Raw genomic sequence first — 16,408 nt, forward strand, 5'->3', positions numbered from 1 at the left:
AAAGTAGTGGAATTGGGGGTGTCAATGGCTGAACTTTACGGCAGCACGGCCGTGACCTCGATTTCGACCTGGGCGCGGTCCTCCATCAGGGCCGCCACCTGCACGGCGCTCATCGCGATCGCGTAGTGCTGGCCCAGCACCTCGCGGTAGGCCTGACCGACCTCGCGGCCGCGCGCCAGATAGACCTTCTTGTCGGTCACATACCAGGTCATGCGGGTGATGTGTTCCGGTCCGGCACCGGCCTCGGCCAACACCGCCTTGATGTTCAGCAGGGTCTGGCGCACCTGGGCGACGAAGTCATCGCTCTCGAACTCGCAGTGGGCATTCCAGCCGATCTGGCCGGCGACATAAATCTGCCTGCCGGTGGCGGCGACGCCGTTGGCATAGCCCTTGGGCGCGGCCCAGCCCGCCGGTTGAAGAATCTGTTTCATGGGCTTGTCTCCTGAGAATCTTGATCAATCAAGGCAACGCTGCAGTGCAGCGCGCAGGTCATCGGGCCAGGCGATGGGCTTGTGCGTGTCCAGCGAGGTGCAGACCAGCACCTGCTGGAACACGACGCGCACGCCATCGGCCCCGTCGAACTGGATGTCCAGGCCCAGCGAGCTGCGGCCCAGTTTGTTGATGGCGACGCGCTGCGCCAGCAAGTCGCCCATACGGCTGATACGCTGGAAGTCGACGCCCAGATGGACGGTCGGCACGCCGGTGCGGCGCGGGCCCAGCAGCTCAGCGTAGTTCACGCCCAAGCCCTGGGTGAACCAGTCCTCGACCAACGCATTCAGCATCTCGAAATAGCGCGGGTAGAAAACGATGCCGGCCGGATCGCAATGGCCGAAGCGCACCATTTCCTGGCGTTCGAACACCCAGCGCGCCTGCAACACATTGAGGATTGCGGCCATCGTCACACCCCCACGTAGCGCTGCCACAGGCTGTGGTCGGCGTCCAGCGCCGGAGAGTCGCCCTGCCACACGACGCGGCCGCGCTCAACGATGGTGTGGGCGTCAGCAATGCGTATCAGGCGCTTGACGTATTTGTCCACCACCAGAATCGTCTGCCCCGCCTCGCGCAGCGCCTGCAGGCAGCGCCAGATCTCCTCGCGTATCAAAGGCGCCAGGCCCTCGGTGGCCTCGTCCAGGATCATCAGCTTCGGATTCGTCACCAGCGCGCGACCGATGGCCAGCATCTGCTGCTCGCCGCCCGAGAGCTGGTTGCCCATATTCTGCGAGCGCTCCTTCAGCCGCGGGAACAGCGCATGCACGCGCTCCACGGTCCACGGGTTCTTGGCGCCGCAGCGGTTGCCGGCAAAGGCCTGCAGATGCTCGAGCACGCTCAGGTTGGGGAAGACTTGGCGCCCCTCGGGCACGATGGCCAGACCCAGGCGGGCTATTGCGTCGGCGTCCCAGCCGGTAACGTCCTGGCCGTCGAAGACGATGCGGCCCGCCAAAGGTTTCAGTTGCCCGGTCAGGCAGCGCAGGGTCGTCGTCTTGCCCATGCCGTTGCGGCCCAGCAAGGTGGCGACCTCGCCCTGCGCTATCTTGAAATCGACACCGAACAGCACCTGGCTGCTGCCATAGGCGGCCTGCAGGCCTTGAACCTCCAATAGGGCGCTCATGCGGCCAACTCCTCATCGCCCAGATAGGCACGCTTGACCTCGGGGTGCTCGCGTATCTCCTGCGGCGTGCCGCTGGCGATGACCTTGCCGAACACCAGGGTCGAGATCCGGTCGGCCAGGCGGAACACCGCCTCCATATCGTGCTCGACCAGCAGCAGGGTCAGGTTTTGCCTGAGCTGCATGAGCAAGTTCACCATGCGTTCCGACTCGTCCGGCCCCATGCCGGCCATGGGCTCGTCCAACAGCAGAAGCTTGGGTCGCGCGGCCAGGGCCAGGCCGACCTCCAGCTGGCGTTGCTCGCCATGGGCCAGGCCACCGCTGAGCGCGTCGGCGCGATGTGACAAGCCGATCTGATTGATAAAGGCCTCGGCCTCCGCATAGGCGGCGTCATCGTTCACGGCGGCGCGCCACCAGCCGGGCGTGCCCGGGCGGCGCGCCAGCACGGCCAAGGCCAGGTTGTCGAGCACCGAATAGCTCTTGAAGATGCTGGTGATCTGGTAGGAGCGCACCAAGCCGGCGCGCACATGGGTGTCCATGCTGTCGTGGGTGACGTCGCGGCCGGCGAACAGCACCTGGCCGCCATCGGGCCGCAGACCGCCGGAGATCTGGTGTATCAGGGTCGTCTTGCCGGCGCCGTTGGGGCCGATCAACGCGTGCACCTCGCCGGGCATGACCTCGAAGCTGGCGTCGTCGGTGGCGGCCAGCGCGCCGAAGCGCTTGACCAGGTGCTGGACCTTCAGCAGTGGCTCAGCCATGGATGGTCTCCTTCGCTTGGCGGCGTGCTCTCTTGAGACCGCTCAATCCCCTGGGTGCGAACAGCACCACCGCCAGCAGCACCACGCCCAGCGCCATATGCCAGTGCAGCGTATAGCTGGACAGCAGCTCTTCCAGAATCAGCAAGCCGGCCGCGCCCAGCAGCCCACCCCACAGGGCGCCGGCGCCGCCGATGATGACCATGATCATCAGCTGACCCGACTGCGTCCAGTGCATCAGATGCGGCGTGACCAGGCCGTTCAGATTGGCCAGCAGCGCACCGGCCAGGCCCGCCAGCGCACCGGCCAGCACAAAGGCCTGCCAGCGGATCAGGAAGACGCGAGTGCCCACCGCCGCCATGCGCATCTCGTTCTCGCGAGTGCCCTGCAGCAGCCGGCCGAAGGACGAGTTGACGCAGCGCTGCAAAAAGCCCATCACCGCCACGCTGAGCGCCAGCACGACCCAGTAGAAGTGCGCGTCGTCCTTCAGATCGATGCCTGAGGCAATCAGCGAGCGGCCGGTCAGCGGCAGGCCATCATCGCCGCCATAGGCCTTCAGCGAGACGACGATGTAATAGAACATCTGCGCAAAGGCCAAGGTGATCATGATGAAGTAGACGCCACGGGTGCGCAGCGAGATCGCGCCGATCAAGGCCGCCGCAGCCGCGCTGACCAGCATCGCCAGCGGCCAGCTGACCCAGGCTGAGGTGATGCCAGCGTCCATCAGGATGCCCACGGTGTAGGCGCCCAGGCCGACGAACGCGGCATGGCCGAAGCTGACCATGCCGCCGAAGCCGAGTATCAGGTTCAGGCTGCTGGCGGCAATGGCGAAAATCAGCACGCGGGCGGCGACGCCGATGTAGAACTCCATGCCGGTGGCCTTGGCTGCAAAGGGCAAGGCCAGCAGCAGCGCCAGCACCGTGAGCAGCACGGCCTTGCCCGGGCCTGCGTGATGCAGCGCGCTATGGCGTACAGATGTAGTCATCGCTCAGCCTCGTGCGGGGAACAGGCCTTGCGGACGCCAGAACAGCACCGCAGCCATCAACACATAGATCAGGATGGACGCCAGCGCCGGGCCCAGGTTGGACGCCACCTCGCTGGATGCCACCTGGCGCAGCACCGCAGGCAGCAGCGTGCGGCTCAAGGTGTCCACCAGCCCCACCAGCAGCGAGCCGACCAGCGCACCGCGGATCGAACCGATGCCGCCGATAACGATCACGACAAAGGCGAGTATCAGGATGCTCTCGCCCATGCCCACCTGCACGGCCAAGAGCGGCCCGAGCAGCGAGCCGGCCAGCGCGCACAAGGCGGCGCCAAACCCGAACACCAGAGTGAACAGGCGCTTGATGTTGACACCCATCATCGTCGCCATCTCGCGGTTTGAGGCCCCTGCCCGCACCCACATGCCGATGCGCGTGCGGGTGACCAGCACGAACAACAGCAGGGCCACGGCTAGGCCAACACCAATGATCAGCAGGCGGTAGGCCGGGTAGTACAGGCCGGGCAGCAACTCCACCGGCCCGGACAGCGCCGCCGGCGTGTTCAGCATCATCGGCTGCTCGCCCCAGATCATGCGCACGCCCTCGTTGCAGATCAGTATCAAGGCGAAGGTGGCCAGCACCTGGGCCAGGTGGTCGCGCTTGTACAGGCGCCGCAGCAGCGTCACCTCCAGCAGCATGCCGAACAGCGCCGTACCCGCCAGCGCCGCCAGCACTGCCAGCAGAAATGAGCCGCTGGCCTGGGCCACCGCGGCGGCCAGATAGGCGCCCACCATGTACAGCGAGCCATGGGCCAGATTGATCATGTCCATGATGCCGAACACCAGGGTCAAGCCTGCAGCCAGCAGGAACAGCATCAGGCCGAACTGCAGGCCGTTGAGCGCCTGCTCGGTGATCAGTATCCAGTCCATGGGATGGGTTCTTAGGTAGCCCGGATGCAGCGAAGCGCAATCCGGGGTGTGGACGATTGGCGTGGATATGCCCCGGATTGCATCCGGGCTACGAAGTCACTTCCGCGCTGCGGTCACTTCATCTTGCACTGGGCGGCATAGGCATCCGCATGGTTGCCAAAGATCTTGCCCAGGGTCTTGTTCGTGACACGGCCCTGTGCGTCCTTGCCGATGATGCGGATGTAGTAGTCCTGTATCGGGTACTGGTTGTTGTTGAACTTGAAGGCGCCGCGCACCGATTCGAACTTGGCGGCCTTCAGCGCCTTCAGCACCGCATCCTTGTCCTCGATCTTGCCCTTGACGTCGCGCACGGCGGCGTCGATCAGCTGTGCGGCGTCGTAGCCTTGGCTTGCATACAGCGAGGGCAGGCGACCGTACTCCTTCTGGAAGTCGGCGACAAACTTCTTGTTCGCCGGGTTGTCCATGTCGTGCGCCCAGTGCGAGCTGTTGAACATGCCCAGCATCGGCTCGCCGACGGCCTTGATCACGTCCTCGTCAGCCGAGAAGCCTGGGCCGAACAGGGTCACGTCCTTGGACAGGCCGGCGCCGACGAACTGCTTGATGAAATTGATGCCCATGCCGCCCGGCAGGAAGATGTACATCGCATCGGGCTTGGCGGCGCGGGCCTGGGCCAGTTCGGCCGAGTAGTCCAGCTGCCCCAGTTTGGTGTAGATCTCTTCGGCGACGGCGCCCTTGTAGTAGCGCTTGAAGCCGGTCAGTGCGTCCTTGCCCGCCGGGTAGTTGGGGGCCAGGATGACCAGCTTCTTGAAGCCCTTGTCCTGCACCGCCTTGCCCACCGCCTCGTGCAGATTGTCGTTCTGCCAGGCGACGTTGAAGAAATAGGGGTTGCACTGCTCGCCGGCGTACTGCGAGGGGCCGGCATTGGCGCTGATGTAGGGCGTCTTGCTGTCGAACACGCTTTGGCCCACGGCCAGCATCAGGTTGGAGAACACGATGCCGGTCATGAAGTCCACCTTGTCGCGCTTGATCAGGCGGTCGGTGGTCTGCTTGGCGGTGTCGGGGTTCTGCTGGTCATCGGCAATGATGACCTCGGCCGGCAGACCACCCAGCTTGCCGCCACGGGTCTTCAAGGCCAGGTTGAAGCCGTCGCGGATGTCCACACCCAGGCCGGCGCCCGCGCCGGACAGCGTGCTGAGCATGCCGATCTTGACCTTGTCGGCGGCCAGGGCCGGACTGGCGGCCGCGCAGGCCAGCAGGGCAAGGGCCAGGGTGTTCAGAACCAGGGATTGCTTCTTGATCATGCGGTGCTCCATCGTGCTGTGGGGTATTGATTCGATCAGGCGGGATTGCGTAGGCGAAACCGTTGCAGTTTGCCTGTTTCCGTGCGCGGCAGCGCCTCGCGGAACTCGATCGCACGGGGGTATTTATACGGAGCGACCGTCTGTTTCACGAAGTCCTGCAGCTCGCGCACCAGTTCGGGGCCAGGTGTTGCACCGGGGCGCAGCACGACAAAGGCCTTGACGATCTGGCCGCGCTGTTCGTCGGCCACGCCGATCACGCCGCACTCAGCCACCTGCGGGTGCAGCAGCAGGGCGCTCTCGACCTCGGGGCCGGCGATGTTATAGCCGCCGGAGATGATCATGTCGTCGGTGCGCGACTGGTAATGGTAGTAGCCGTCTGCGTCCATCGCATAGGCGTCGCCGGTCAGGTTCCAGCCGTTTTGCACATAGGCGCGCTGACGGTCATCGGCCAGGTAGCGGCAGCCGGTCGGTCCCTTGACCGCCAGCTTGCCGACCTGACCCGCCGGCAAGACACGGCCCTGATCATCGACGACACGGGCCTGGTAGCCGGGCACCGGCTTGCCGGTGGCGCCAGGCCGCGCTTCGATCTCGGTATGCGAGATGAAGATGTGCAGCAGCTCGGTCGCGCCAATGCCGTCGATCATCTCGATGCCGCTGGCGTCTTTCCAAAGTTGGCGCGTGGCCGCAGGAAGCGCCTCGCCGGCGCTGACGCATTTGCGCAGGCTGCTCAGGTCATGCTGACCCACCAGCGGCGCCATCGCGCGGTAGGACGTGGGCGCTGTGAAGCAGACGGTGGCGCGATAGTGGGCGATGGCCGGCAAGAGTCCTTCGGGCGAGGCCTTCTCGAGCAACACGGTCGAAGCCCCCACCGACATGGGGAACAAGACCAGACCACCGAGGCCGAACGTAAAAGCCAGCGGCGGGCTGCCGATGAAGACGTCGTCGGCGACCGGCTTCAACACATGCTTCGGCCAGCAGGCGCAGATGGCCATCACATCGCGATGAAAATGCATCGTTCCCTTGGGCTTGCCGGTCGTGCCCGAGGTGAAGGCAATGATGCAGCAGTCGTCGGCGGCGGTGTCCACATTGGCGAAGGTGGCAGGCTTGGCTGCAGCGCGAGCCTCGATGCCGTCGGGTGCATCGCTCATGTAGTGGGCAACGGATTTCAGCGTCGGGCACTGCGCCTGGGCCAGCGCCAATTCCTCGGCCAGGCGCGCATCGCACAGCGCGTGGCTGACCTCGGCCTGCTGGATCACCTGGCAGAGTTCCTTGGCGCGCAGCAAGGGCATCGTCGCCACCGCTATCGCACCGGCCTTCTGGATCGCGAACCAGCAGGCCGCCATCATCGGCGTGTTGGCGCCGCGCATCAGCACGCGGTTGCCGGGCACGACACCCATGTCTTCGACCAGCATGTGAGCGATACGGTTGGCCTGGGCCAGCAGATCGGCATAGGTCCAGCGCACGCCGATACCCTGCATGCACAGGCGGGCGCCGTGGCCGCGCTCGACCCAGGCATCCAGCAACTCGTGGGCACAGTTCAGCCGCTCGGGGAACTGCAGCTCGGGCAGGTCGAACACCAGCTCGGGCCACAGCTCGGGCGGCGGCAGGTTATCTCGGGCAAAGGTATCGATGTGGGCCGTATAGCTCATGCCAGTAGTCCTCAACCGTTCTTCAACAAATCACGACCGATGATCAGCTGCTGCACCTCGCTGGCGCCCTCGTAGATGCGCAGCGCGCGGATCTCTCGGTACAGCGACTCGACCATCTCGCCGCTCTGCACGCCGCGGCCGCCGAACATCTGTACCGCCGCGTCGATCACGCGCTGGGCGCCCTCGGTGGCCATCAACTTGGCCATCGCGGCCTCGCGGGTCACGTTCTGGCCCTGGTCGCGCTGCCAGGCGGCGCGATAGACCAGCAGGGCAGACGAGTCCACCGTGCAGGCCATGTCGGCCAGCTTGGCCTGGGTCAGCGGCAGATCGCCCAGCGTGGCGCCGAACATCTTGCGGCCATGGGCCTGTTGCAGCCCTTCCTGCAGCGCACGGCGCGCAAAGCCCAGCGAGGCGGCGGCCACCGAGGTGCGGAACACATCCAGGGTGCGCATCGCGACCTTGAAGCCCTCGCTCGGCGCGCCCACCATCTGGCTCTTGGCCACGCGGCAGTTCGTGAACTTCAGCCGCGCCAGCGGATGCGGCGCGATCACCTCGATGCGCTCGGCGATCTCGAAGCCGGGCAGATCGGCATCGACGATGAAGGCGCTGATGCCGCGAGATCCAGGCTGTTCTCCGGTGCGGGCGAACACCACATAGAAGTCGGCGATACCGCCGTTGGAGATCCAGGTCTTCTCGCCGTTCAGCACGTAGCTGTCACCGTCCTCGACGGCCGCGCACTGCATCGCCGCCACATCGGAGCCGGCCTCGGGCTCGCTCAGCGCAAACGCCGCCAGCGCCTCGCCGCGGGCCACGCGTGGCAGATACTGCTCGCGCTGCGCAATCGTGCCGGCCAGCGAGATCGCGCCCGAGCCCAGGCCCTGCATCGCGAACGCGAAATCGGCCAGACCGTTGTAGCGGGCCAGCGTCTCCCGCAGCAGGCAGATCGCGCGGGTGTCTATCACCTCGGCCGCGCCGCCCAGCGCCACGCCGGCAATCGCGTGGCGCAGCCAACCGGCCCCGCCCAACAGCTTGACCAAGCGCTTGCATTCGGCATCGACATCATTGCCATGGCCGTGGTCCAGGTGTGCGGCGCACCAGCTATCCAGCTCGGCGGCTAGCGCGCGGTGCCCGCCCTCGAAGAATGGCCAATCGAGGTGCTTCAGATGCATGTCAATAGCTCCAACTCTTTAGGTTTGTAGCGGCAGGGACGAGGGCGCGCCGGCCGCTGCGGGCTGAAGCCTTGTCCGGCCCTGGACGGACCGGGCTCCGGCTTCCTTATGCCCGCTGCAGCCGGCACGCCCTCGTCCCTGCTGCAAATGGTGTGCAGCCTCGCCAATCCGCAAATCACGCGCACCACGCGGGGTGGGCGGCCACCAGCGCATACGCAGAGGGTGTGGGGGGGCCGGCCACGGCGGGCATAAAGAAGCTGGAGGTCGGGCCGAAGGGACCGGCCCAAGCTTCAGCCCGTCGTGACCGGCCTCCCGCCCCCTCTGCCGAGCCAACAACGCGAGGCGCGAAGCACCGACACGCAGTGGCGATTCGATCCGTTTCACTTCAGGTCCCTTCGAAGCTCGGGCGCTGCTTGTTGGCGAATGCGTTGTAGGCGCGGTGGAAGTCCTGCGTCATCATGCAGATCGCCTGGGCCTGGGCCTCGGATTCGATCGCCTCATCGACGCCCATCGCCCACTCCTGATGCAGCATCTTCTTGGTCATCGCGTGGCCGAAGGTCGGGCCGCTGGCCAGGTCCTGGGCCAGTGCGACGGCGGCGGCATTCAGCTCGTCCTCGGCGACCACGCGGTTGTAGAAGCCCCAGGCGAGCGCCTCGTCGCCAGGCATATTGCGACCGGTGTACAGCAGCTCGGACGCCCTGCCCTGGCCGATGATGCGCGGCAGCATCGCGCAGGCACCCATATCGCAGCCGGCCAAGCCGACGCGGGAGAACAGAAAGGCCACCTTCGAGCGGGCCGTGCCCAGACGCAGGTCGGACGACATCGCGATGATGGCGCCAGCGCCAGCGCAGACGCCGTCGATGGCCGAGACAATCGGTTGCGGGCAGGCGCGCATCGCCTTGACCAGATCGCCGGTCATGCGGGTGAAGGCCAGCAGGTCCGGCATGCTCATCTTCGTCAGCGGGCCGATGATCTCGTGCACATCGCCGCCGGAACAGAAATTGCCTCCGGCGCCCTGCACGACCACAGTCCGCACATCATCGGCATAGGCCAGGAGGCGGAACAGATCACGCAGCTCGGCGTAGGACTCGAAGGTCAGCGGGTTCTTGCGCTCGGGACGGTTCAGGGTGATCACACCGACCTTGCCGACCACGTCCCAGCCGAAGTGCACCGGCTTCAGACCCGCGGCTTCGCGGCGATTGCCGACTTCCAGATTCGCATCCATCACTTGTTCTCCTTCGCTGCGGCCCGCTTGGCCTTCGCGGTTTTTCCGTTGATGACGGGCAGGGCCTCCTGCGCGCCCAGATGGGTTTTCAGTGTCGCCAGCAACTCATAGACCTGGGCCTTTTCGTCGCTGCTCCAGCCGGCCAGCAACTCGATCACCCATTGCTCATGGGTGGCGGCCATGCGACGGAACTGACGCTTGCCGGCCGGCGTCAGGCAGACCGAGAACGATCGCCTATCGGTCGGGTGCGGCTCGCGCACCACCAGGCCCTCGGACTCCAGCTGATCGGTGATACCGGTGATATTGCCGCCGGTGACCATCAGCCGCTGCGACAGCTCGCCCATGGCCAGGCCCTCGGGGTGGCGCTCCAGCTGGGCCAGCAGATCGAAGCGCGGCAGCGTGGTGGCGAACTCGGTGCGCAGGCGGTTGCGTATCACGCCCTCGACGCGCGTGGTGCAGGCCAGCAACCGCAGCCACAGCTTCAGCGCCTGATGATGGTCGTCGATGACCCTCGATTCGAGGTCCGGGCGTTCGTCCAGCTCGTTCGCCATCACATCACCTCGCCGCCGCAGACGGCGATTGCCTGACCGGTGATAGACGACGAATCGGGCCGCGCCAACCAGCGCACCGCCTGCGCCACCTCGTCGGGCTGCACCATGCGACCCTGCGGATTGCCGGCGGACAGCTCGGCGCGGGCCTCTTCGGCCGTGCGGCCAGTCTTCGAGACGATGCGCTGAACAGCGCTGTCAACAATCTCGGTCTCGGTATAGCCGGGGCAGACCGCATTGACGGTGATGCCCTTCTTGGCCAGTTCCAGGGCCATCGCCCGGGTCAGCCCCAGCACGCCGTGCTTGGCCGCGACATAGGCCGCCACATAGGCATAGCCCTTGAGAGCAGCCGTGCTGGCCACATTGATGATGCGGCCCTGGCGGCGCTCGGTCATGCCGGCCAGCACCTCGCGCGAGCAAAGAAAGGTGCCGGTCAGATTGACGCTGAGCATCTGCTGCCACAGGGCCAGCGAGGTGCGATGCAGTGGCGCGCTCTCGGCCTGGCCGGCGTTGTTGACGAGCATCGCGATCGGCCCCAGCCCGGCTGTCGCTGCTGCAAAGGCCGCCTGCACAGCGGCCTCATCCGCCACATCAACCGTCTGCACGCCGACACGGCCGAATGTCGAAACCCCGGCAGAGAGTTCGGCCTGCTGCGCCTGCAGCTTCGCCAGATTGCGGCCCATCAAGGTCACCGCATAGCCGTCCTGCAGCAGCCCGCGCGCAATCGCCGCGCCAATGCCGCTGCCGCCGCCGGTCACCACCGCATGCGTCGCATCACTCATCGCTCAGACACCCAGCGCACGGTTGGCCTGCTCCAGCGGCGACAGGCCCGCCATCTGCGCCGCCTGAGCCCGCTCGCGCTCGTAGTTGCGCTCCAGCTGCACCTTGGCGGACGTGTATTGCTTGGGCCAATCGACGCCCACGCCGCCCATATAGCCGATGCGCGCCGCCTCCATCAAGGTCCAGACCGGATTGGCCAGGTGCGGACGGGCGATCGCGCACAGATCGGCGCGGCCCGAGGCGATGATGCTGTTGACGTGGTCGGCCTCGCTGATCGCACCGACGGCGATCGTCGCGATGCCGACGCGGTTGCGAATCGCCTCCGAGAACGGCGTCTGGAACATGCGGCCATAGACCGGCTTCTCGGCCTTGGACACCTGGCCCGATGACACGTCGATCAGGTCGGCCCCTAGTGCCTTGAAGGCGCGCGACATCTCGACCGCATCGTCCGGCGTATTTCCGCCGGGCACCCAGTCGTGCGCCGAGATGCGCACCGACATCGGCAGATGCGCGGGCCAGACGGCGCGCATCGCCTTGAACACCTCCAGCGGATAGCGCAGCCGGTTCTCCAGGCTGCCGCCGTATTCGTCGTCGCGCTGGTTGGTCAGCGGCGACAGGAAGGACGACAGCAGATAGCCGTGCGCGCAGTGCAGCTCCAGCCAGTCGAAGCCGGCCTCGGCGGCGCGCTTCGTGGCGGCCACGAAATCGTCGCGGACGCGGTCCATATCGACGCGGGTCATCGCCCGCGACCATGCGCTGACGCCGGGCAGGTATTGCTGAGGCGAGGCGGAGATCAAGGGCCAGGCACCCGATTCCAGCGGCTGATCGATCCCCTCCCACATCACCTTGGTGGCGCCCTTGGCCCCGGCGTGGCCCAGCTGCAGCGCGATCTTCGCCGTGCTCTGGCTGTGCACATAGTCGGTGATGCGCTTGAAGGCGGCGGTCTGCGCGTCGTTGTACAGGCCCGGGCAGGCCGGGGTGATGCGCGCGTCGGGCGACACACAGGTCATTTCGACGAACACCAGCCCTGCCCCGCCCATCGCCCGGGCGCCCAGGTGCACGAGATGATGGTCGGTGGGCAAGCCATCGACGGCCGAGTACTGGGCCATCGGCGAGACGACGACGCGGTTCTTCAAACTCACGCTGCGCAGCGTGAACGGCGTGAACATCGGCGGTACGCTCTGGCCCTTGGCCGGCTGCAGGCCGGCGCGTTCGGCCAGCCAGTTCTCGAACTCGCCGACGTAGGCCGCATCGCGCAGCCGCAGGTTCTCGTGCGAGATGCGTTGCGAGCGGGTCAGCAGCGAGTAGGCGAACTGCTCAGGGTCCAGATGGGCATGGCGCTCGACGTTCTCGAACCACTCGGTCGAGTTGCGGGCGGCGTTCTGGATGCGCAGCACCTCGACGCTGCGCGTCGCCTCGTAGCTGTGCAGCGCCGCGTTCAGATCGCCCTTGGCCTCACCAATATTGCGCGCCAGGCCGATCGCGTCTTCCAGCGCCAGCTTGGTGCCGGAGCCGATCGAGAAATGCGCGGTGTGGGCGGCGTCGCCCATCAAGACGACCGGGGCCTTGCCGTTGTGGTGCACCCAGGTCTTGCAGACCACGCGGGGGAAGCGAATCCACTGCGCCGAGCCGCGCAGGTGGGCCGAGTTGGAGATCAGCTTGTTGCCGTCCAGCACCTTCTCGAACAGCTTCTCGCAGAAAGCAATCGCATCTTCCTTGCTCATATCCTCCAGGCCGGCGGCCTTCCAGACCGGCTCGGGCGCCTCGACGATGAAGGTCGAGGTGTCGGCATCGAAGCGGTAGGCATGGGCCTGGAACCAGCCCCATTCGGTGCGCTGGAAGTCGAAGGTGAAGGCGTCGAACAGCTTCCTCGTGCCCAGCCAGACAAAGCGGCACTGGCGCAGATCGACGTCGGGCTGGTAGGTGGCGGCGTACTTGGTGCGGATGCGGCTGTTCAGGCCGTCGGCGGCGATGATCAAGTCGGCGTCCAGGCCCTCGTCATCGGCCACATCGGACTCGAAACGCAGATCGACGCCCAGCTCGATGCAGCGCTGCTGCAGGATGTTCAGGAGCTTCATCCGGCCGATGCCGCAAAAGCCGTGGCCGCCCGACAGCATCTTGCGGCCGGCGATATTGACCTCGATGTCATCCCAGTGATTGAAGGCGTCGAGGATCTGGCTGGCGGTCTTGGGGTCGGCCTGCTGCATCGCGCTCAAGGTCTGGTCCGAGAACACCACGCCCCAGCCGAAGGTGTCGCCGGCGCGGTTGCGCTCATAGACGGTGATCTGATTCGACGGGTCCTGCTGCTTCATCAGCAACGCGAAATACAGACCGGCCGGGCCGCCACCAATGCAGGAAATGCGCATCATCAGACTCCGTCTTGCCGCGGGCAAAAATGCCGCTTGATGGATGCACTTTAGACCTGTATATTTTAGGTGTCAACTAAATTCGCGAGTTGGAAATCCTAGAGCTTTCACCAGGATAGCGCTCGGTTCATGATGTTGGAATTAACCGACACCACGCCCCAAATCCCGCTGCTATGGTTCGGGCCGCTTTGCATCTCACGCCAGGGGTCTATTCGATGAAACAGCTCTGGGACATCTCTCCCACCGTCTCGCCCGCCTCGCCGATCTTCCCCGGCGACGAGCCCTATGCCCTGCGCTGGACGGCCCAGCTGTCGCCTGGTTGCCCGGTCAATCTCAGCGCGCTGACGATGTCGCCGCATGTCGGCGCGCACGCCGATGCACCGCTGCACTACGGCAACGACCAGCCCTCGGCCGCCGAGGTGGACCTGCAGGCCTATGTCGGCCCCTGCCGCGTGATCCATGCGATTGATTGCGGGCCGCTGATCCAGATCGAGCACGTCCAGCACGCCGAGAAAGACCTGCCCGAACGCGTGCTGGTGCGCTGCTGCCGGCAGGCCAGCGAGGTCTGGAACCCGGAGTTCACCGCCTACGCCCCGGAGACCGTGGCCTGGCTGGCGGCGCGCGGCGTCAAGCTGATCGGGCTGGACACGCCCTCGGTGGACCCAGCGGATAGCAAGTCCTTGGACAGCCATCAGCAACTGCTGCGCCTGAACCTGCGCGTGCTGGAGAACCTGGTGCTCGACGCCGTGCCCGAGGGCGACTACGAACTGATCGCGCTGCCGCTGAAGCTGGCCGGCGCCTGTGCCTCCCCCGTGCGCGCAGTCTTGCGCGCAATTTGATGAGCCTTGCGGGCCGGACCTTGCCGTACCCGGCAAGCTCGGGCCCCAACTGACCAAGAGAAGGACCGAACCATGATAACCAGACAAGACTGCGAAGTGCGCGACCAGGAAGACCCGCTGTTCGAGCTGAGGCATCAGTTCGACCTGCCGCCCGGCATCAACTACCTGGACGGCAATTCGCTCGGCGTGCTCCCGCGCGCCACGGCGGCCCGGGTGCAGGAGGTGATCGCCCGCGAATGGGGCATGGACCTGATCAAGAGCTGGAACACCGCCGGCTGGATCGACCTGCCACGCAAGGTCGGCAACAAGATCGCCCGCCTGGTGGGCGCCGGCCCGGACGAGCTGGTGACGGCCGACTCGACCTCGGTCAATCTGTACAAGGTGCTGCATGCCGCCGCGCAGATCAGCAAGGCCGATGCGCCCGGCCGCCGCGTCATCGTCAGCGAGCGCAGCAACTTCCCTACCGACCTGTACATTGCCGAGAGCGTGGCCCGCCAGCATGGCTTCACATTGAAGCTGGTGGATACGGTGGATGAGATTCCCGCAGCGCTGAATGCCGAGCTGGCCATCCTGATGCTGACCGAAGTCAACTACCGCACCGGCTACCGCCACGATATGAAGGCGCTGACCGCCGCCAGCCATGCCGCCGGCGCGCTGGTGATCTGGGACCTGGCCCATTCGGCCGGTGCGCTGCCGGTGGACCTCAAGGGTGCCGACGCCGACTTCGCCGTCGGCTGCGGCTACAAGTATCTGAACGGCGGCCCGGGCGCGCCGGCCTTCGTCTGGTCGCATCCGCGCCATGCGGAACGCTTCTGGCAACCGCTGTCGGGCTGGATGGGCCATGCGGCCCCGTTCCAGTTCACGCCCGACTATCGGCCCGCCGCCGGCATCACTCGCTACCAATGCGGCACGCCGGCCATTCTGGCGCTCAGCGCGCTGGAGTGCGGCGTCGATACCCTCCTCGCCGCCGAGCCCATGGGCGGCATGGACGCGCTGCGCAAGAAGTCGGTGGCGCTGACCGAGGCCTTCATCGCCCTGGCCGAGGCCCGCTGCGGCGAGCAGGGCGTGCGCCTGTCCTCGCCAAGAGACGCGAATCAGCGCGGCAGCCAGGTCTGTCTGAGCCTGGCCGCGCCGCTGCACGAGGCCGGCTATGCGGTCGTCAAGGCCCTGATCGCCCGCGGCGTGATCGGCGACTACCGCGCCGGCGACCCGCAGCGTCTGGACGAGTTCCCGCACATCCTGCGCTTCGGCTTCACCCCGCTGTACACCCGCTTCGTCGATGTCTGGGACGCGATCGAGCACCTGCACCAGGTGCTGCAGACCGAAGAGTGGCGCGAGCCGCGTTTCAACCAACAGGATGCAGTGACATGAGTGACGACAAAGCCCGTTGCCCGATGAACATAGTCCGAGAAGAAGGGGCTCAGCTCGATTTCTCCAAGGACATGAGCTACGGCGACTACCTGCACCTCGATCAGGTGCTCAGCGCCCAGCATCCGCTGTCGCCCGAGCACAACGAGATGCTGTTCATCGTCCAGCACCAGACCTCCGAGTTGTGGATGAAGCTGATGCTGCACGAGATGCAGGCCGCGGTGGCCAATGTGGCCAATGACCAGTTGCCGGCCGCCTTCAAGATGCTGGCGCGCGTGAGCCGCATCATGGAGCAGCTGGTCCATGCCTGGGACGTGCTGGCGACAATGACACCGCCCGAGTATTCGGCGATCAGGCCCTATCTGTCCAACAGCAGCGGCTTCCAGAGCTGGCAGTACCGGCAGATCGAGTTCACGCTGGGCAACAAGAACTCGGCCATGCTCAAGCCCCACTCCCATGCACCGGAGCGGCTTGCGGTGGTCGAGGCCAGCTGGCGCGCCCCCTCGCTGTATGACGAGACGCTGAAGCTGATGGCAAGGCGTGGCATCAGCGTGCCGGCCACCCATCTGGAGCGCGACTGGACCCAGCCCTACCAGGCCGACGAGGCCGTCAAGCAGGCCTGGCTGCAGGTCTATCGCAGCCCCGAGCAGCACTGGGACCTGTACCAGATGGGCGAGGAGCTGGTCGATCTGGAAGACGCCTTCCGCCTCTGGCGCTTCCGCCATGTGACGACGGTGGAGCGCGTCATTGGCTTCAAGCGCGGCACCGGTGGCACCTCGGGCGTTGGCTATCTGCGCAAGATGCTGGACGTGGTGCTGTTTCCGGAGCTGTGGACGCTGCGCACCGAACTGTGATCGCTCGGGGCAACAACCGAGCAAGCTCGGACGGCTTTG

Annotated in this window: 16 protein-coding genes; 3 read left to right on the top strand and 13 right to left on the bottom strand. The window is 66.0% G+C overall.

The window, feature by feature from the left end; all coding sequences use genetic code 11:
• Positions 1-35 precede the first annotated feature (35 nt).
• The 13 genes from DES47_RS18885 to DES47_RS18945 form a co-directional block, all read right to left on the bottom strand.
• On the bottom strand, positions 36-431 hold the full coding sequence (locus DES47_RS18885; RefSeq protein WP_133702305.1) for a RidA family protein: 396 nt from the start codon (positions 429-431) through the stop codon (positions 36-38).
• Positions 432-455: 24 nt separating this feature from the next.
• Positions 456-896, bottom strand: a complete 441-nt coding sequence (locus DES47_RS18890; RefSeq protein ID WP_133702306.1) for an acyl-CoA thioesterase — start codon at positions 894-896, stop codon at positions 456-458.
• Positions 897-898: 2 nt separating this feature from the next.
• Positions 899-1,609 (bottom strand): ABC transporter ATP-binding protein, encoded by a 711-nt coding sequence (locus DES47_RS18895; protein ID WP_133702307.1) that lies wholly within the window; start codon positions 1,607-1,609, stop codon positions 899-901.
• A complete protein-coding gene (locus DES47_RS18900; RefSeq protein ID WP_133702308.1) occupies positions 1,606-2,364 on the bottom strand; it encodes an ABC transporter ATP-binding protein in 759 nt (252 codons plus the stop codon). Before DES47_RS18900 ends, DES47_RS18895 begins: the two co-directional genes overlap by 4 nt.
• Positions 2,357-3,346 (bottom strand): branched-chain amino acid ABC transporter permease, encoded by a 990-nt coding sequence (locus tag DES47_RS18905; RefSeq protein WP_133702309.1) that lies wholly within the window; start codon positions 3,344-3,346, stop codon positions 2,357-2,359. The genes DES47_RS18900 and DES47_RS18905 overlap by 8 nt, the downstream gene beginning before the upstream one ends.
• 3 nt (positions 3,347-3,349) lie before the next feature.
• Positions 3,350-4,270, bottom strand: a complete 921-nt coding sequence (locus DES47_RS18910; RefSeq protein WP_133702310.1) for a branched-chain amino acid ABC transporter permease — start codon at positions 4,268-4,270, stop codon at positions 3,350-3,352.
• Between the two features lie 113 nt (positions 4,271-4,383).
• On the bottom strand, positions 4,384-5,571 hold the full coding sequence (locus tag DES47_RS18915; protein ID WP_243748388.1) for an ABC transporter substrate-binding protein: 1,188 nt from the start codon (positions 5,569-5,571) through the stop codon (positions 4,384-4,386).
• A 35-nt stretch (positions 5,572-5,606) separates the two neighbouring features.
• The gene (locus tag DES47_RS18920; protein ID WP_133702312.1) at positions 5,607-7,220 is read right to left on the bottom strand and encodes an AMP-binding protein; all 1,614 of its coding nucleotides are present in this window, start codon (positions 7,218-7,220) and stop codon (positions 5,607-5,609) included.
• Between the two features lie 11 nt (positions 7,221-7,231).
• The gene (locus DES47_RS18925; RefSeq protein WP_133702313.1) at positions 7,232-8,389 is read right to left on the bottom strand and encodes an acyl-CoA dehydrogenase family protein; all 1,158 of its coding nucleotides are present in this window, start codon (positions 8,387-8,389) and stop codon (positions 7,232-7,234) included.
• A gap of 385 nt (positions 8,390-8,774) precedes the next feature.
• A complete protein-coding gene (locus tag DES47_RS18930; protein ID WP_133702314.1) occupies positions 8,775-9,614 on the bottom strand; it encodes an enoyl-CoA hydratase family protein in 840 nt (279 codons plus the stop codon).
• A complete protein-coding gene (locus tag DES47_RS18935) occupies positions 9,614-10,165 on the bottom strand; it encodes a MarR family winged helix-turn-helix transcriptional regulator (RefSeq protein WP_133702315.1) in 552 nt (183 codons plus the stop codon). The genes DES47_RS18930 and DES47_RS18935 overlap by 1 nt, the downstream gene beginning before the upstream one ends.
• A complete protein-coding gene (locus tag DES47_RS18940) occupies positions 10,165-10,944 on the bottom strand; it encodes an SDR family NAD(P)-dependent oxidoreductase (RefSeq protein WP_133702316.1) in 780 nt (259 codons plus the stop codon). The genes DES47_RS18935 and DES47_RS18940 overlap by 1 nt, the downstream gene beginning before the upstream one ends.
• Positions 10,945-10,947: 3 nt before the next feature.
• Positions 10,948-13,308, bottom strand: coding sequence for a bifunctional salicylyl-CoA 5-hydroxylase/oxidoreductase (locus DES47_RS18945; protein WP_133702710.1), 2,361 nt, complete (start codon positions 13,306-13,308; stop codon positions 10,948-10,950).
• A gap of 215 nt (positions 13,309-13,523) precedes the next feature.
• On the opposite strand from DES47_RS18945, the gene kynB reads away from it, so the two are divergent.
• From kynB to kynA, 3 genes are all read left to right on the top strand, one after another.
• Positions 13,524-14,147: an arylformamidase gene (gene kynB, locus DES47_RS18950; RefSeq protein ID WP_133702317.1), complete on the top strand. Its 624-nt coding sequence runs from the start codon at positions 13,524-13,526 to the stop codon at positions 14,145-14,147.
• A 72-nt stretch (positions 14,148-14,219) separates the two neighbouring features.
• On the top strand, positions 14,220-15,518 hold the full coding sequence (kynU, locus tag DES47_RS18955; protein ID WP_133702318.1) for a kynureninase: 1,299 nt from the start codon (positions 14,220-14,222) through the stop codon (positions 15,516-15,518).
• Positions 15,515-16,369, top strand: a complete 855-nt coding sequence (gene kynA / locus DES47_RS18960) for a tryptophan 2,3-dioxygenase (protein WP_133702319.1) — start codon at positions 15,515-15,517, stop codon at positions 16,367-16,369. Before kynU ends, kynA begins: the two co-directional genes overlap by 4 nt.
• The last annotated feature ends 39 nt before the right edge of the window (positions 16,370-16,408 follow it).

Origin of the sequence: Roseateles toxinivorans (assembly GCF_004362525.1) — a bacterium.
Taxonomy (GTDB): Bacteria; Pseudomonadota; Gammaproteobacteria; order Burkholderiales; family Burkholderiaceae_C; genus Paucibacter; species Paucibacter toxinivorans.

Bases quoted from the DNA above. Each gene is read 5' to 3' on its own strand.
- DES47_RS18885 (WP_133702305.1), bottom strand. From the start codon at position 431: ATGAAACAGATTCTTCAACCGGCGGGCTGGGCCGCGCCCAAGGGCTAT.
- DES47_RS18890 (WP_133702306.1), bottom strand. From the start codon at position 896: ATGGCCGCAATCCTCAATGTGTTGCAGGCGCGCTGGGTGTTCGAACGC.
- DES47_RS18895 (WP_133702307.1), bottom strand. From the start codon at position 1,609: ATGAGCGCCCTATTGGAGGTTCAAGGCCTGCAGGCCGCCTATGGCAGC.
- DES47_RS18900 (WP_133702308.1), bottom strand. From the start codon at position 2,364: ATGGCTGAGCCACTGCTGAAGGTCCAGCACCTGGTCAAGCGCTTCGGC.
- DES47_RS18905 (WP_133702309.1), bottom strand. From the start codon at position 3,346: ATGACTACATCTGTACGCCATAGCGCGCTGCATCACGCAGGCCCGGGC.
- DES47_RS18910 (WP_133702310.1), bottom strand. From the start codon at position 4,270: ATGGACTGGATACTGATCACCGAGCAGGCGCTCAACGGCCTGCAGTTC.
- DES47_RS18915 (WP_243748388.1), bottom strand. From the start codon at position 5,571: ATGATCAAGAAGCAATCCCTGGTTCTGAACACCCTGGCCCTTGCCCTG.
- DES47_RS18920 (WP_133702312.1), bottom strand. From the start codon at position 7,220: ATGAGCTATACGGCCCACATCGATACCTTTGCCCGAGATAACCTGCCG.
- DES47_RS18925 (WP_133702313.1), bottom strand. From the start codon at position 8,389: ATGCATCTGAAGCACCTCGATTGGCCATTCTTCGAGGGCGGGCACCGC.
- DES47_RS18930 (WP_133702314.1), bottom strand. From the start codon at position 9,614: ATGGATGCGAATCTGGAAGTCGGCAATCGCCGCGAAGCCGCGGGTCTG.
- DES47_RS18935 (WP_133702315.1), bottom strand. From the start codon at position 10,165: ATGGCGAACGAGCTGGACGAACGCCCGGACCTCGAATCGAGGGTCATC.
- DES47_RS18940 (WP_133702316.1), bottom strand. From the start codon at position 10,944: ATGAGTGATGCGACGCATGCGGTGGTGACCGGCGGCGGCAGCGGCATT.
- DES47_RS18945 (WP_133702710.1), bottom strand. From the start codon at position 13,308: ATGCGCATTTCCTGCATTGGTGGCGGCCCGGCCGGTCTGTATTTCGCG.
- kynB (WP_133702317.1), top strand. From the start codon at position 13,524: ATGAAACAGCTCTGGGACATCTCTCCCACCGTCTCGCCCGCCTCGCCG.
- kynU (WP_133702318.1), top strand. From the start codon at position 14,220: ATGATAACCAGACAAGACTGCGAAGTGCGCGACCAGGAAGACCCGCTG.
- kynA (WP_133702319.1), top strand. From the start codon at position 15,515: ATGAGTGACGACAAAGCCCGTTGCCCGATGAACATAGTCCGAGAAGAA.